This window comes from Acinetobacter sp. WC-141 (assembly GCF_000313935.1).
Lineage (GTDB): Bacteria > Pseudomonadota > Gammaproteobacteria > Pseudomonadales > Moraxellaceae > Acinetobacter.
Genome location: NZ_AMSS01000072.1, coordinates 23,684 through 39,568 on the forward strand (window position 1 = coordinate 23,684; position 15,885 = coordinate 39,568).

General features: G+C 39.7%; 17 protein-coding genes. 10 read left to right on the plus strand and 7 right to left on the minus strand.

Features of this window, described 5'->3' with window-relative positions; all coding sequences use genetic code 11:
- Window position 1: 1 nt before the first annotated feature.
- Window positions 2-409: a hypothetical protein gene (locus ACINWC141_RS14250; RefSeq protein ID WP_009392296.1), complete on the minus strand. Its 408-nt coding sequence runs from the start codon at window positions 407-409 to the stop codon at window positions 2-4.
- A gap of 106 nt (window positions 410-515) precedes the next feature.
- On the opposite strand from ACINWC141_RS14250, the gene ACINWC141_RS14255 reads away from it, so the two are divergent.
- Complete coding sequence (locus ACINWC141_RS14255; RefSeq protein WP_009392286.1) at window positions 516-914, plus strand: MAPEG family protein; 399 nt, start codon at window positions 516-518, stop codon at window positions 912-914.
- 127 nt (window positions 915-1,041) lie between these two features.
- Window positions 1,042-1,566, plus strand: coding sequence for an inorganic diphosphatase (ppa, locus tag ACINWC141_RS14260; protein WP_004795210.1), 525 nt, complete (start codon window positions 1,042-1,044; stop codon window positions 1,564-1,566).
- Window positions 1,567-1,673: 107 nt separating this feature from the next.
- On the opposite strand, the gene ACINWC141_RS14265 is transcribed toward ppa, so the two are convergent.
- Entirely contained in the window at window positions 1,674-2,969 is a 1,296-nt protein-coding gene (locus ACINWC141_RS14265; protein ID WP_009392258.1) for an OprD family outer membrane porin, read from the minus strand.
- Between the two features lie 957 nt (window positions 2,970-3,926).
- Between ACINWC141_RS14265 and ACINWC141_RS14270 the strand changes: the two genes are divergently transcribed.
- On the plus strand, window positions 3,927-4,739 hold the full coding sequence (locus ACINWC141_RS14270; RefSeq protein WP_009392368.1) for a TorF family putative porin: 813 nt from the start codon (window positions 3,927-3,929) through the stop codon (window positions 4,737-4,739).
- A gap of 43 nt (window positions 4,740-4,782) precedes the next feature.
- On the opposite strand, the gene ACINWC141_RS14275 is transcribed toward ACINWC141_RS14270, so the two are convergent.
- Together ACINWC141_RS14275 and ACINWC141_RS14280 are read right to left on the minus strand one after the other, a co-directional pair.
- Window positions 4,783-5,661, minus strand: coding sequence for a dihydrodipicolinate synthase family protein (locus tag ACINWC141_RS14275; protein ID WP_009392357.1), 879 nt, complete (start codon window positions 5,659-5,661; stop codon window positions 4,783-4,785).
- Window positions 5,662-5,676: 15 nt separating this feature from the next.
- A complete protein-coding gene (locus tag ACINWC141_RS14280) occupies window positions 5,677-6,453 on the minus strand; it encodes an aldolase (RefSeq protein WP_009392362.1) in 777 nt (258 codons plus the stop codon).
- A 111-nt stretch (window positions 6,454-6,564) separates the two neighbouring features.
- Between ACINWC141_RS14280 and pdxR the strand changes: the two genes are divergently transcribed.
- Window positions 6,565-8,016, plus strand: a complete 1,452-nt coding sequence (gene pdxR / locus ACINWC141_RS14285) for a MocR-like pyridoxine biosynthesis transcription factor PdxR (RefSeq protein WP_009392254.1) — start codon at window positions 6,565-6,567, stop codon at window positions 8,014-8,016.
- Here pdxR and ACINWC141_RS14290 read toward each other — a convergent pair.
- Window positions 8,013-9,500: a YifB family Mg chelatase-like AAA ATPase gene (locus ACINWC141_RS14290; protein WP_009392292.1), complete on the minus strand. Its 1,488-nt coding sequence runs from the start codon at window positions 9,498-9,500 to the stop codon at window positions 8,013-8,015. The genes pdxR and ACINWC141_RS14290 overlap by 4 nt on opposite strands.
- Window positions 9,501-9,565: 65 nt before the next feature.
- The gene (locus ACINWC141_RS14295) at window positions 9,566-9,793 is read right to left on the minus strand and encodes an accessory factor UbiK family protein (protein WP_009392348.1); all 228 of its coding nucleotides are present in this window, start codon (window positions 9,791-9,793) and stop codon (window positions 9,566-9,568) included.
- Window positions 9,794-10,071: 278 nt separating this feature from the next.
- On the opposite strand from ACINWC141_RS14295, the gene glnK reads away from it, so the two are divergent.
- The 6 genes from glnK (at window position 10,072) to ACINWC141_RS14325 (ending at window position 15,573) form a co-directional block, all read left to right on the plus strand.
- Window positions 10,072-10,410 carry a P-II family nitrogen regulator gene (glnK, locus tag ACINWC141_RS14300; protein ID WP_009392365.1) on the plus strand — a complete coding sequence of 113 codons (339 nt, stop codon included), beginning with the start codon at window positions 10,072-10,074 and terminating at the stop codon, window positions 10,408-10,410.
- 56 nt (window positions 10,411-10,466) lie between these two features.
- Window positions 10,467-11,861, plus strand: a complete 1,395-nt coding sequence (locus ACINWC141_RS14305) for an ammonium transporter (RefSeq protein ID WP_034678730.1) — start codon at window positions 10,467-10,469, stop codon at window positions 11,859-11,861.
- A 160-nt stretch (window positions 11,862-12,021) separates the two neighbouring features.
- Window positions 12,022-12,480, plus strand: a complete 459-nt coding sequence (gene nrdR / locus ACINWC141_RS14310; protein ID WP_003654416.1) for a transcriptional regulator NrdR — start codon at window positions 12,022-12,024, stop codon at window positions 12,478-12,480.
- 15 nt (window positions 12,481-12,495) lie between these two features.
- Window positions 12,496-13,581, plus strand: a complete 1,086-nt coding sequence (ribD, locus tag ACINWC141_RS14315) for a bifunctional diaminohydroxyphosphoribosylaminopyrimidine deaminase/5-amino-6-(5-phosphoribosylamino)uracil reductase RibD (protein WP_009392299.1) — start codon at window positions 12,496-12,498, stop codon at window positions 13,579-13,581.
- The gene (locus tag ACINWC141_RS14320; RefSeq protein WP_009392290.1) at window positions 13,578-14,870 is read left to right on the plus strand and encodes a DNA adenine methylase; all 1,293 of its coding nucleotides are present in this window, start codon (window positions 13,578-13,580) and stop codon (window positions 14,868-14,870) included. Before ribD ends, ACINWC141_RS14320 begins: the two co-directional genes overlap by 4 nt.
- Window positions 14,871-14,913: 43 nt before the next feature.
- Window positions 14,914-15,573, plus strand: a complete 660-nt coding sequence (locus ACINWC141_RS14325) for a riboflavin synthase (protein ID WP_009392268.1) — start codon at window positions 14,914-14,916, stop codon at window positions 15,571-15,573.
- Window positions 15,574-15,634: 61 nt separating this feature from the next.
- On the opposite strand, the gene ACINWC141_RS14330 is transcribed toward ACINWC141_RS14325, so the two are convergent.
- Window positions 15,635-15,853 carry a hypothetical protein gene (locus tag ACINWC141_RS14330; RefSeq protein ID WP_009392271.1) on the minus strand — a complete coding sequence of 73 codons (219 nt, stop codon included), beginning with the start codon at window positions 15,851-15,853 and terminating at the stop codon, window positions 15,635-15,637.
- Between the last annotated feature and the right edge of the window lie 32 nt (window positions 15,854-15,885).

Consider the following 15,885-nt stretch of genomic DNA (forward strand, 5'->3'; position numbering starts at 1 on the left):
CTTAGGGCGCTTTTTTTATTTTAGTTTTATGGCTTTTTATAAACCAGCGGTCTATATAAGGGCGTCCAATTCCGACCATCCCAACAAAAACAAGCATTGTGCCGAGTTGCAGGCGTAGGTGAGTTAAATCAAGCTGACCATAACTTAAATAATTATCTGCTAAGCAATATATCGTAATCACAATGAGCCAGTGCCACAAAGTAAGTCGTTTAATACCGACTGCAATAAAGGTAATTGTTAAAATAACAAAGGTGCCAAGTGTCGATTGCCAATTCAAATTTGCACAAATCACACTAAGTAAAAAAGCCATAATAGGGAGGATGATCTTTAATATGCGATCTATCTGAAGTTGATTCTGTTTTTGCTTATCCAAGACTTCAAACAATTCTTTTTGATCAGGTTGTTGCATACATGGCCCTATTAATCAGTGATGACAAGTGATTGCATAAAATTTCAGGTAAAAACGCAATGTTATGATAGCATGATCAACAGTATTTTCAGTGATGGATGGCACTATGCAGGGCATCAGCGGCATTATCTATATTATTTTAGTGGCATGTTTGCTGCCATACGCATTTACCGTAATTGCAAAGTTTACAGGTGGTTTTCAGCCTGTCGATAATCAGAATCCAAGAGCTTTTTTTGCGAAAACAACTGGTCTGGCTGCTCGCGCAAATGCCGTACAACAAAATAGCTTTGAAAGCCTACCTTTATTCTTAACAGCTATTTTAATGGCCGAATATATGGTCGTTCCGGAATATTTTATTCTGAGATTGGGTTGGGCATATATTATTTTAAGAGTTATTTATGGGATCTGTTATTTAAGTAATTGGGCAACTTTACGTTCGATTGTCTGGTTCTTATCTATATTGTGCCCAATCTTCTTATTAGTGGTCACGATTAAGCTGACTTGAGTGTCATTCTGTCATCATTCATATCAACTTTCGCGTGTGCGCATTGTATAATCGGCATCATTTTGATGATATCCACGCTATAATCGAGTGGATTTTACATCTGACTTCATAACGAAAGAGTATTGATATGAGTTACAGCAATATCCCAGCAGGTAAAGATGCCCCAAATGACATCTATGTCATCATTGAAATTCCTGCAAATGCAGCACCAATTAAATATGAAATCGACAAAGATTCTGATGCATTGTTTGTAGACCGTTTCATGGGCACAGCAATGTTCTATCCAGCGAACTATGGTTATGTTCCAAATACTTTGTCTGAAGATGGTGACCCGTTAGACGTACTTGTTGTAACTCCACATCCTGTTGCTGCTGGTTCTGTAATTCGTTGCCGTCCGGTAGGTAAATTAAAAATGGAAGATGATGGTGGTATTGATGCGAAATTAATCGCTGTTCCACACGAAAAATTGTCTCCATTGTATAAAGACGTGAAGGAATATACAGACCTTCCTCCATTGTTGATTAGCCAAATTGAACATTTCTTCAGTCACTATAAAGATTTAGAACCAGGTAAGTGGGTAAAAATCAGTGGTTGGGAAGGTGCTGATGTTGCTAAAGCAGAAGTATTAAAAGCTATTGAAGCTGCTAAATAAGCTTTAATTGATAAGGCTCAGAATGCCTCAATTGATATTCTGAGCTTAATAAAAAACCTACATCTGTTGCCAGACGTAGGTTTTTTTATGCTTGATAGATTTGTGAATTAGAATAATTTCACAGGAATATCAAGGAAAATACGCCATTCGTTGGTATCACCGATGTAAGCATTGGTTTGATAAGCATCGCTTGCACGATAGTAAGAGTTACGAATACGAAGGCTTGCATCTTTAGCAAAGCCACTTTGAATTGTATATTTTACTTGGTTAAAGAATTCACGTTCTTCGGCATCATCCGTTAAACCTTTAACTTTGATGTCCCAACCATATACAAATGCAGTGGTCCAGTTTAGACCTGGTAATACACCTAACTTACCAAAATCAAGACTGTACTGAATTTGCGCAGATTTTTCATCGTTACCGATGAAATCAGACAGGTAAGAGTTTGGCAAATAAATACTTTGGCCACCGTCAGCATTTTCCCCATAATCATAACCGACATTACCACTGTTTTGTTGGTAAGCAACCATGATGTTATGTGGACCAGTATTATAGGCTGTAGAGATTGCCCAGATATTATTCTTACGATTAGATAGGTCATCAGTAGTTTGTGAATAAGTGGAAGCACCTTCATCAAACTTAGTATGATAACCACTGAAATCGTAAGTTAATGAGCTGTCATTAGAAAGAGGTTGCTTGTAGTTCACATTTACATAATGACGTTCAAGTTTATCTTTACTATCTAAACCGTAGTAAGATGCATTTAAATTATCATCAAACTTGTATTTAGCACCCCAAACAATTGCACGGTCAAGACGACGGCCATCTGTGTTCACTTGATCAGAATATTGGTTTTTAGTGAATTTACCAGCAATGACTTCTAAATCTTTAATTTCATGGCTAGTTAACAATGTACCCGTGAAATATTCAGGTACTAGACGAGCTGTGTTACTTGCAAGAACAGGTAGGTCGAGTACTTGAGTACCATAACGTACAGTTGTATTCGAGAAACGTGCTTTTACGTTACCACCACCACGAGCCCAGTGATCATAAGTATCACCAGAGTTTTCTTTACCGTTCAATGTTTCGCGTGGAATCATGTTATTACCAGCGTTATTATTGTCGCCGATTTTAAATGAACCATCACCAACAATACCAACACCGAAACCGACAATACCAGGGGTAAAGCCAGAATCAATATTTACAATTGCTGTTTGAGCAAATGAACTGGTGTCATCTACGCCATTTTTTTTGTCACGGCTGATGTAACCTGTACGGAAGAGAATAGAACCGTTCGCATCTTCAACAAATCCTTTTGCCTCACTTTGCTCGCTTGCCTGAGCTGAGGAAATTATTGCCGCAGAAATGAGAACTGCTAATGTAAGTTTTTGTGCATTTAGCATATTTAAAGAACCTCATAAAAACGATAAATCCTGTGCCTTGTTATTGTTCAGGGCCTAGGATTTCAATCAATTGTATAAGTAATCTATAAAAAAGATATATTTTTGTTCATTTTATTTTATATATGCTATGCATAATTTGATTAATGTGGTAGGGCGGATTTTCTAAATTTATTGTTAATTTTTTGTAGTTAATTTATTGTTTAAAATAAAAAAATTAATTTATTTTTTAGTGGATTTTTACCATTTAATTTAGCGTTAAAGCTTAAAAAATAGTTGATTTTTATGATCAATTTTTGCTCTTTTTTATTGGATTTGTTTGCTTTTTAATCTTTTTTAAAGTTACTTTTTTAAGAATTAATACTCAATGCAATATGAATTGTTACTTTATAACATTATTTTAATGGAAGGATGTACAAGAATAAACCACTATGAGTAAGCCCATAGAATCTATTCTATTTGAACAAATTTAGTGCGATGTGTTGCCTGAATTTTGTGCGCTAGACTTTTATAAGTATTTTTGTTTAAAAAAAGACCCAAAATAGTTCATAAGTTTTAAAACAGAAAAAATAAAGAAATCTAATTAAAAGAAATGCCCATTCACAGATCATTAAAAGCCAGTTTTAAAAAATTTACGTAATTTTTATATCCCTTATTTAAGTTTAAATAGAAATTTTACATTGAGTAAATTGATACTGCCGATGTTGTTAATTTATTTCCGACAAGGTGTTTCCTCATGTTGTTCTTTTTTAATTGGATAAATGTAGTGTTTCATAATATTGTTTTTTATGAATATATTTTTAAACTTAATAAGCATTTTTCTCCTCATAAAAATATTCTAATTTCTAAATTAATGAAGTGCAGCGATAAGAAAGATGTACTTGGCACAGCAATTGCTAAAGCTTAAGTAACACAATGTGTTTATACATAAATCGTGCATTCATTATGGGGGAGATCAGAATGATGAAATTTGCACTTAAGGCCTTAGGTCTTGGTATCTTTGCAGCAGGTTCAACCATGGCTATGGCTGAAGATGCACCATCTTTTTATGGTATTACAGCAACCGGGAGTGTCGCAGCAACCACAGACTACCGTTTCCGTGGTATTACGCAATCGTCAAACAACCCGGCAATTCAAGGTGGTTTTACTTTTTCTCATAAGTCTGGTGCATATGTTGCGCTTTGGGGGTCAAGCGTTGACTTTAATACACCTGGCGTTTCAACTGAAACCGATATCTCATTAGGTTATACCAATACCTTAAAACTGTCAGATAAGCTGGCACCGACCTATGACGTGGGTGTAATTCATTACGGCTATATTGGTTCTGATTCAAAATTTACTAACCCATACAATGGGGATACTGGTTTTGACTTTAACGAATTTTACGGGAAATTAACATTTGCAGACTCTTTATTTAAAGGTGATGCACTTAGTGTGGGTGTAAGTTATTCGGATGATTACTGGGGCCACTCTGATGAGTTCTGGTATTTTAACGTCGGTTATTCAGCACCAATTGCAGACACAGGATTTACTGGGCTTGCTTCAGTTGGTTATAACAAGCTTAAAAATAAAGACTCTTTACTTGTAGTTGCGGGTGGACCAGGTGAAGACGATAGCTATATCGATTATAAAGTCGGCGTAAACTATAACATTTTGGGTATTGTTGCTGAGCTAGATGTAGTTGGTACAGATATTAGTACTTCTGGCATGACCGATGCTCAGAAAAAACCTTATGACACAGGTTTAGTGTTTAGTTTAACTAAAACATTCTAAGTTTTGAGTTATAAAAAGCGGGTTTATTGACCCGCTTTTTTTATTAGTTTTCTATTTCAGAAAGTAGCTGTTTTAATTGGCTAAGCTCAATATCCGAGGCTTTGGACAGTGGTTTACGTGGTGAACCCGCAGAGACACCCTGTAGCTGTAAACCTGCTTTAATCGTTTTAGGTAACCCACCATTTACAATAAAGCGTAGTAGAGGAAGTTGTTGATAAAATGTTTTTTGGGCTCGTTCTAACTCACCATTTTTTACATATTCAATAAGCTGTTGAGGTTGCTGACCTAACAGGTTTGGTGCTGCTGTACACCAACCGCTTGCTCCTGCACATAAGGCTTCTAAAGCTAGAGGGTTGCAGCCGTTATAAAATGGAAGTTCACCTTTTGAGAGTTCCTGAATTTTATGCATACGTTGAATGTCACCGCTACTTTCTTTCACCATTGTAATATTTGCAATGTTGTTAAACATACGTACGATTAATTCTGGCGACATATCAACACCACTAGTCGCAGGGTTGTTATAAATCATAATCGGTAAAGTCGTTGCTTGGGCAATTGCCTGATAATATTCAAAAATCTCTTGATCTGTGAGTTTCCAGTAAGATACAGGAATCACCATAAGTGCATCTGCACCATAACTTTGTGCGATTTGCGCCTTTTTGATGGCTTGATCAGTGGTGAGTTCTGAAATTCCAATAATGACAGGCGCACGTTTGTTAATGCTTTCAATTGAAGTTTTAGCCACTAAGCACCACTCATCCCATTCAAGATAAGCGCTTTCGCCTGTGCTACCCAAAGGTGCAATCGCATCACAGCCATTTTCAATAAGCAAATCCAGCATCTGTTTTAAAACAGGAAGATTAATAGTGTTGTCATCAGAAAATGGAGTAACAGGGTAGCCAATAATGCCGTGTAGTTTCATGGTCGAAATCTCTTTTTAAATACAGTCAGAATGTTTTTTCAAAGCTTTACGTGCGTAGTAAGCAAAGTTCACTTTGTTGCGTTTATCGGTAGATACCCAGTCATGAGCTTCTATGGCTAAATCGTGTGGGATTGGCTGAATTTGCCCGGCAGACATGGCTAGCAGTTGCAGTTGAGCTGCGCGTTCAATTAAAAGAGCCAAGTTGCATGCTTCTTCAATAGTTTTTCCTGTGACCAGTTGTCCATGGTGAGACAACAAAACAGCGCGGTTTTTACCTAGAGCAGAAGAAATCAAAATGCCTTCTTCATTGCCAACAGGAACGCCCGGCCAATGGCCTACAAAAGAACAATCTTCGTAAAGTGCGCAAACGTCCATTTGGGAAACCATAAGTGGAATTTGAAGCATCGACAGGGCAGCTACATGGGTGGGATGCGTATGGATAATGCAGTTCACTTCTGGATGTTCTTTATAAATCCATGTGTGAAAACGATTGGCTGGGTTTGCCATTCCTTCTTGATTGATTGGCTCTAAATCTTGATTCACCTCAAGTAAGTTTGAGGCAGTAATTTCATCAAAACCTAAACCGAAACGCTGAGTAATAAAGGAATCTTTATTTTCACTACGGCAAGTAATTTGGCCTGCTAAACCAGCATCATGGCCATGATCAAATAAAATACGACAAGTGAGTGCAAGCTTTTGGCGATCAGTTAAATCTGAGTCGCTAATCCACTTTTGCATGTCTTGTTGTGCGTGTTGCATCAGATCTTGTTTGTTTACAGAAGCAGTCTTCATCTTTTCTCCAGTCCAGTTGACCAAATTAAGTAGGTGAAGGCAGAATAGAAAACAACTGGATGAATCAATACATCCAGTTTTTATAAGTTATCTGGTCCAGATGAGGCAAATATGCTAAGACCTTGGCAAGTACATTTTCGTATTGATGAAAGAGAAGAAAAAACGGTTTTTCTAAAACTGACTAACTTGATTAGTCAGGAAGTTTTAAGTGGCCGTTTGGCGCAAGGGACTATGCTGCCGGGCTCTCGTAGCTTATCAAAAGAATTAGGAATTAATCGGAAAACAGTACAAGCGGTCTATGAAGAATTAGAAGCACAAGGATGGCTTGTGACTCGTCCCAGAAAAGGCACATTTGTGGCAGATGTTTTGCCAGAAAAACAGCTCCAAATAGAGCCGATATCTGAGCGAAAAGTTAATGATAAACCGACTATTCAGCAAGTTGCTTTATATCCACATAACGATGGGGTGCCAGATCCACGGCTTATTCCCTACGAACTATTTTCACGCGCCTATCGGCATGCACTGATTAAAATTACTCAAAATCAGTATATGGGATATGGTGACCCACGAGGTATGATTGAGTTAAGACAAGCCTTACAACAAATGTTGTCGATGGAGCGTTTTATGAATGTTGCCGAAGATGAGATTTGTATTGTACGGGGTAGCCAGATGGGAATTTTTCTTGCCTCTCGTGCATTACCTAATCGGCAGGGCGTTATTATTGTTGAAGAGCTTTACTACCCATCTGCTTTTAAAGCGTTCCAATCAAATGGTTTTCAGGTCGTTTCTGTCAAATTAGATGGACAAGGTATTGTCATTGAGGATTTAGAACGGATTTTACAAGAGCATTCTGTAGCTGCCATTTATACAACCCCACACCATCAATATCCTACAACAGTCACGATGACAATGAATCGCCGTCTCCAACTCTTAGAGCTTTCAAAAAAATGGGGCTTTTATATTATTGAAGATGACTATGACCATGAATTTCATTATGACAGTCGGCCTATGCCACCCTTAGCGAGTTTGCCTCATTCTGAGTTGGTTATTCATGTGGGTTCATTATCTAAAGTTTTTGCACCCGGTATTCGATTAGGCTATATGGTGGCATCTCCAACAATCATTCAATCGATTACTGAAGATATTTTACTGATTGATCGTCAAGGTAATAATATTACTGAACTTGCTTTAGCTGATTTAATGCAGCGGGGCGAAATCAAACGACATATCCGTAAAATGAAAAAAATATATCAGCTACGCCGTGATCATGTGTTAGCTGAGTTTAAAAGAATTTTTGCAGAGCGTGTTCATATACAACCACCCGCGGGTGGAATGGCTGTATGGGTGAAATTCCAGAAACCATTTACTCAAGATCAGCTTATAAAATTAAAAGAACTCAACATTGATACAGAGCAAAAGTTTAAACAAGGGGAGTCTTCTAGTCATTGTATTCGCTTGGGTTTTGCAGCTTTATCAGAGAAGGAAATCACTGCTTTAATTGAGACGTTAAACAGAGTTCTTAATAAAAGAACAGCGGACTCATCATCCGCTGTTTTACCTTAAGAATGATTGCCTCGATAAGAGAGCGCTTCTGTAAGATGAGGACTTTGGATCACCTCACTTTGAGCCAAATCGGCAATGGTTCGCGCTACTCGTAAAACACGATGATAAGCGCGAGCCGATAGATTTAAACGTTGTTGAGCCATTTCAATCATTCGTTGCGAAGTATTATCAAGGACAGCATATTGCTCAAGTTGTTTCGGTGAAAGTGCTTGATTTAAACAATCTTGTCTTTGCATTTGTTGTTCATAAGCAGAAATCACACGTTGTCGAACGCTGCTAGAATCTTCAGCAGGTGTTGGATCTTGCAGTTCCTGAGCTTTTAAAGGTGGTACATCAATATGCAAATCGATACGGTCAAGTAAAGGTCCCGATATACGGTTTTGATAGCGCTTAATACTTTCAGGTGAACACTGGCAACGACTATCTTGATTAAACGCATAACCACACGGGCAGGGGTTCATGGCTGCAATCAGTTGGAAATTAGCTGGATAGGTAATTTGCCGAGCTGCTCGTGAGATAATGATTTCTTTTGACTCAAGCGGCTGCCGTAAAACTTCTAGCACTTTTCTGTCAAACTCAGGAAGTTCATCTAAAAACAAAACCCCTAAATGCGACAATGTTATTTCGCCCGGTTTAGGGTGAGATCCGCCTCCAACGAGTGCAATCGCGGATGCTGTATGATGGGGCGCTCGAAATGGACACTGACCAAAAGTATGTGATGTATTTGAAATTGAATAAATACTCGCAACCTCAAGTGTTTCTTGATTAGAGAGAGGCGGTAAAATTGAAGGAAGCCTTGAGGCAAGTAGAGTCTTACCTGTTCCGGGTGGTCCTTTAAAAAGTAAGGAGTGCCCTCCAGCCGCAGCAATTTCGAGTGCACGCCGTGGGCGTAGCTGACCTTTTACATCTGCCAGATCAAATTTATAAGGCATTTGGTTTGAAGTGGTCGTAGGTTCAACCGAAGAGAGAGATTTTGTGCCCAGAAAATGTTCACAGACTTCTTTTAAATGGCTCACCGGATAACATTTAAAGTCGGGTAAATGGCTAATATCCTGACTATTATCAAGCGGTAAAAGCATTTTATGCTTAGCCTGTTGACAAGCCATTGCCAAAGTTAAAGTACCTGACACTGGCCTTACATGGCCATCAAGTGCTAACTCTCCAATAAATTCAAAATCTTCGGCGCAGTTTTCTGGGAGCTGACCAGAGGCAATTAGAATACCGACAGCAATGGGTAAATCTAGACGTGAACCATCTTTGGGCAAATCTGCTGGTGCAAGATTAATGGTCAGTCGTTTAGTCGGAAATTGAAATCCACTATTAATAATGGCTGAGCGAACGCGGTCTTTACTTTCTCTGACTGCCGCTTCTGCTAGACCTACAATGGTCAGAGAAGGTAAGCCTTGACTCACATGTACCTCTACTTCAATGAGAGGTGCATGTAAACCCAAAAGTCCCCGTGTATAAATTTTAGAAAAAGACATCTTATTGTTCCATTATGGTGCTTCATTTTTAATCGTTGTAAAGTATAAGTGCGCTACAGTGGTGCTTATTTTTTATTCTTTAAAGTTTCTTCTAATAGACTCACTTGTTTTTGTAGCTCTTCTAAACGTTGGTTGGCCGATTGAAGTGCAGTTTTTTGGCGGTCAATCTCTTGTCTGGAAACAAGATCTAACTTTTCGACTGCTTCATTTAATAATGCACGTAAATTTTTTTCCAAATCTTTTTTAGGCTCATCAATTTGTTCCAGAATGGCCTGTAATAAAGTTTCTAGCATAAAATATCCAAAGTGTTGTATTACCTTATGGTTTACAGTTTACCACTGCTTGAACGTGGGATATAGGTTTCAATTCTTTTAGTATAAATAGAACATTAAATCAGCAGCTAACCATACTGAAAATTCATTTTATTTTTAATAGCTCATCTACATCTTGATCACTAAATAGGTTATAAAGAAACTTCATGCAAAAGATTCACTTCCCCCAACCTTTGAAATATTGGCATGAAAATTGAACATAAAACCTTACTGGTGAAAAGAAGCCGAAGGAAACAAACATGAAGCTTGTAACTGCAATTGTAAAACCGTTTAAATTGGATGATGTGCGTGAAGCGCTCTCTGACATTGGTGTACAAGGGATTACCGTAACTGAAGTTAAAGGTTTTGGTCGTCAAAAAGGACATACAGAACTCTACCGTGGCGCAGAGTATGTGGTTGATTTCTTACCTAAAGTAAAAATCGAAATTGCGATTAGTGATGAAATGGTCGACTCGGTAATTGAATCAATTACACGTGTGGCAAGCACTGGAAAAATCGGCGATGGTAAGATTTTTGTGACTAATCTGGAACAAGTAATCCGTATTCGTACGGGTGAGACTGGACCGGATGCTGTCTAATTGGCACAAAGCTTGCTGAGTAGAAAATAACTCGCAAATGAGGTTGGGGGACACGAATGAAAAAAATACTTATGGCGCTGAGTCTATCAGGCGCTCTTTTGGGTGGTACTGCCGTTTGGGCAGAAGATGCTGTAACAACACCTACATCGGAAGTTGCGGCTACATCAACATCTCAAGCTACTGCAACCACAGCAGAAGCACCAGTTGCTGAAACTCCGGCAGCTCCAGCACCAACACCAAAACTTGATACAGGCGATACATCGTGGATTTTAGTTTCAACAGCTTTGGTTCTGTTAATGACCATTCCTGGTTTGGCACTATTCTACGGCGGTATGGTACGTAAAAAAAATGTCCTAAGTACGATGATGTTCAGCCTATCCGCTGCAATTTTAGTCAGTTTGCTGTGGGTGATTGCTGGGTATTCAATCGCGTTCTCTGGCACAGGTGCATTTTTTGGTGATTTGTCTAAAGCAATGCTCAACGGAGTCGCGTTTGATGCATTGAGTGGGACAATTCCTGAAAGTCTGTTTGTTATTTTCCAAATGACCTTTGCCATTATTACAGTTGCAATTCTTAGCGGATCTATTGCAGACCGTATGAAGTATTCAGCTTTCATGATCTTTATTGCGGTTTGGGTGCTCGTTGTTTATGCACCAATTACTCACTGGGTTTGGGCAACAGATGGCTGGTTATTTAAAGCAGGCGCATTAGATTTTGCTGGTGGTACAGTTGTACATATCAACTCAGGTGTTGCAGGTCTAGTTGCTGCTTATATGCTTGGAAAACGTATTGGTTTGGGCCGTGAATCTATGGCTCCGCATAACCTGACTCTAACTGTTGTTGGTGCAAGTTTACTTTGGGTAGGTTGGTTCGGCTTTAACGGTGGTAGTGCATTAGGCGCGGGTGCTCGTGCAAGTATGGCAATTTTAGTGACTCAAGTTGCTGCTGCCGCTGCTGCATTCTCTTGGTTAGTTGTTGAACGCATGATTCGTGGTAAAGCATCTGTATTGGGTGGCGCTTCTGGTGCGGTCGCTGGTTTGGTTGTGATTACGCCAGCAGCAGGTTTTGTTGGGGTAGGCGGTGCTTTAGTCATGGGTCTTATCGGTGGCGTAGTGTGCTTCTGGGGGATTACTGCACTTAAACGCTTACTTAAAGCCGACGATGCTTTGGATGCGTTTGGTTTACATGCTGTAGGTGGTATTGTCGGTGCGATTTTAACTGGCGTATTCTACAGTGATGAAATTATTAAAGCAGCTAACGTTACCTTAGTATCAACATTTGCTGGTCAATTGTGGGTACAAGTTGAAGGTGTATTGGCAACCATGATTTACAGTGGTATCGCGACTTTTGTAATTCTTAAAGTGATTGATCTTGTGATTGGTATCCGTGTGAACGCCGATGATGAGCGCATGGGTCTAGATTTAAGCCAACATGGCGAACGCATAGAATAATTCGTATATATCTGCTGTCTTAAAAGAACAGTCTTGCGCAGTGATCAAAGCGATACTTTGATCTTGCTCAGGACTGTTTTTTTGTCTCATAGAATGCTGGTTCTGTAAGCGTAGAAATTTTGCTACACTAGGTCAAAGTAATCGACCCTATAAATCCGCTATGCATTGTCCATTTTGCAACGCCGCAGATAGTAAAGTCATCGATTCACGTTTAGCCGCCGAAGGCTGTCAGATTCGTCGACGTCGTGAGTGTGTAAGTTGCGGTGAACGTTTTACCACTTTTGAAAGCTATGAAGTGGTGATGCCCCGTGTAATCAAATCGAATGGAAAAAATGAACCTTTCGATGAGGCCAAATTACGTCGTTCGTTAATGCACGCTTTGCAAAAACGTCCAGTCACCCAAGAACAGATCGAAACTGTTTTAAGTGATATCCAATTGCAGATTCGCCGTTTAGGTGAGCGCGACGTGAAGTCTAGAACAATTGGTGAAGTCGTCATGCAATCTTTATTTGCACTTGACCATGTCGCTTATGTTCGATTTGCTTCTGTCTATCAAGATTTTCAGGATGTTGAAGCTTTTCGCCGTCAAATTGAGCAAATGCAGCAACGTGAACAATAACTATTTGAGATTTTTATGTCTGAGTTGAAAAAAGATCAATATTGGATGCAGCAAGCTATTGAACTTGCCAAACGAGGTCTATATTCGACTAAGCCGAATCCAAATGTTGGTTGTGTCATTGTCAAAGATGATCAGTTAATAGGTGAGGGCTTTCATCCTAAAGCAGGTCAACCCCACGCAGAGGTTTTTGCCTTACGTCAGGCGGCTGAACAAGCACAAGGTGCAACAGCCTATGTGACGCTTGAGCCATGTGCACATTATGGGCGAACTCCTCCTTGTGCCGAAGCACTGGTTAAAGCACAAGTTAAAAAAGTGGTTGTGGCATGTCCTGACCCAAACCCACTCGTTGCGGGCAAAGGTGTGCAGATTTTGAAAGATGCCGGAATTGAAGTAGAAGTTGGCATTTGTGAAGATTTAGCAGAAAAATTAAACCAAGGTTTTTTAAAGGCGATGTCTACAGGCATGCCTTATGTACGCTTAAAAGTAGCTTCAAGTCTAGATGGTCGTACGGCAATGGCATCTGGTGAATCGAAATGGATTACTGGTTCTGCTGCCCGTCAAGATGTCCAGCATTGGCGTGCTATTTCAGGAGCAGTGATTACAGGTATTGAGACCGTGATTGCAGATGATTGTCAGCTTAATGTGCGTTCACTCGGACATATTGATATTGAGACAGTTGCTCAGCCGAAACGAGTTGTTTTAGATCGTCAGGGGCGTTTGCCACGTAATGCTAAAATTTTAGAAAACCCTGAAACTGTGATGGTGATGGGGCCATATCGTCAAGAACTTGCCGATTTAGGCGTGATACAATTAGAAATTCAGCCTTTAAAAATGCTGTTACAGACCCTATCTAAGCAATATCAAATTTATGATGTATTGGTGGAAGCTGGTGCAACATTATCGACCGCCTTTTTACAAGAAGGTTTAGTCGATGAATTGATCAGTTATATTGCCCCGACATTATTGGGGAAAAGTGCAAGAGCCATGTTCAATGCAGAATTTGAATATATGGCACAACAACTTCGTTTTACACTTCTTGATGTGACACAACTTGATCAAGATATACGCTTAAGGTTAATCCCTACGCAAGAGAAAGTATGAATCCAGAGCCTTCGGTTTATCACAAACGTCGTCATGCGGCCCGTACGACAGACGAATATCTTTTCCATCAGCTTGTTCCTTATTTGGGTAATAAGCGCCGATTGCTCCATCTAATTTTAGAAGCCCTTGAAATTACAGGGACGCTGAATAGCAAGAAAAAGAATCCTCCGATTTTTGCCGATTTCTTTGCCGGCAGTGGTGTCGTGTCTCGCTTGGCGCGTCAAAATGGTTACCGTGTGATCGCAAATGACTGGGAACCTTATAGCCATGCTTTAAATCATGCGATTTTAGCTTGTACTGATGCGCCTGCTTTTAAAGAGCTGGGTGGATATCAGAAGGCAATCGATTATTTAAATCGTTTACCTGAGGTTAAAGGCTGGGTAACGCATAACCTTTGCCCACGTAACGATGATGTATACGATCCAACCCGTGATCGTTTGTTCTTTAAACGCCGTAATGGTATGCGTATTGATGCGATTCGCCAGCAGATTGCAACATGGCAGGCGCAAGGTGCAATTAATGATGTAGAGATGAGTGCCTTGCTCGCGCCATTGCTCTATTCAGCAAGTTTTGTGAGTAACACCAGTGGTGTATTTAAAAGCTTCCACCAAGGGTGGGGCGGACGTACACAAACTGCATTAGAACGAATTGAGTCATTGCTTTGGTTAACACCAAGCCGTTTTTGCGAGATTGGTGATCGTAAGCGTCCTGCTGCTGAAATGTGGTGTGTAGATTCACAGCATCTCGCAAATCAAATGAGTGGTTTTGAAGTAGATGTTGCTTATCTCGATCCACCTTATAACCAACATGCATATAGTAGTAATTACCATGTTTTAAATGCATTAACTTTATGGGATCAGGTTGATTTACCTTCACCAGATACCAAAGGTTATAAGAGTGGTATTGATAGAGCATGGCGTAAAGAACGTCCAAGCCCTTATAACTCTTCTAAATATGCGAAAGATGCGTATGAAAAACTACTTTCAACCATCAATGCCCGCTATATTCTGACCAGTTATTCAACTGATGGTAATATCGAGCCGAAAGATTTGCTTATGGCCAATCTGGAGCGCGGTAAAGTGACCTTGTTAACCCAAGATGTTCCGCGCTATCGAGTAAGTAAACAGCGACAGTCTGAACGTGCACGCGTGCTTGAGTTTATTGTGATTACAGATACTCACGCCAAGTCAGGACCACCATTACGTCAGTTATTAGGCCAGCTTTACCACTTCGCCGAGCTAGGTGGTGTAGATACCTCAGGTAATAGTACACAGCTCGCACTTTGGTAAGCGCTGCAATTTAAGCAGTGTAAAAAGATTTGGAGATTGAGCCATGTTTACAGGCATTATTGAAAGTTTAGGAAAAGTTGAAAGCCTGCAAAGCGTAGGTGGTGATGTACGTTTGCGTATTCAGACTGATCTGGATATGTCAGATGTACATTTGGGTGACTCAATTGCAACCAATGGTATTTGTCTTACAGTCATTGAATGGGGCGATAATTGGTACGCAGCTGATGTTTCTCGTGAAAGTTTAAATCGCACGACTTTAGGTAACTGGAAAGTTGGTCAACGAGTGAATGTTGAAAAGGCAATGTTACCGACAACACGCTTTGGTGGACACATTGTGAGTGGCCATGTTGATGGTGTGGGTGAAATTACTGTAGTACGTGAAGATGCGCGCTCAATCTATTATGAAGTTACAGCACCTGTAGAACTTGCTAAATATTTAGCAGAAAAAGGCTCTGTGACCGTAGATGGGATTAGTTTAACGATTAACCATTTACGTGGAAATATTTTAAGCTTGAACTTAATTCCGCATACAGCAGAACGTACTAACATTGGAACGTGGCAAGTAGGCAGTAAGGTAAATCTTGAAGTTGATGTTTTAGCGCGTTATATCGAGCGTTTATTGCTAGGTGAGAAGGCTGCTGAACAAAAAACAGAGTCGAATATTAGTATGGCTTTTTTAGCTGAGAATGGTTTTTTAAAATAAAAAGCTAAATCGTTAAAATGAAAAAACCGGACACTTGTTCCGGTTTTTTTATTTTAAAAATTTATTGCTTGGTTAGCGTAACCAAGTGTGTGCCGACCCATGGCTTGTTATGCTGAGTGCGGGTAATTGTAAAATCACCGTTTTCGGACTCACGTGTAAGTAAGATAGATAAAGAGTTAAAGTCGTTATGACTCATATAAAATTCTTGTGCTGAAAACGTCCACTGTTCACCCTGATCAAGCTGTTCAACTTGTTTTGAAATCTGATGCAGAATGTCCATCTCTTACCCTCATTAATTATCTTAAATAGCTA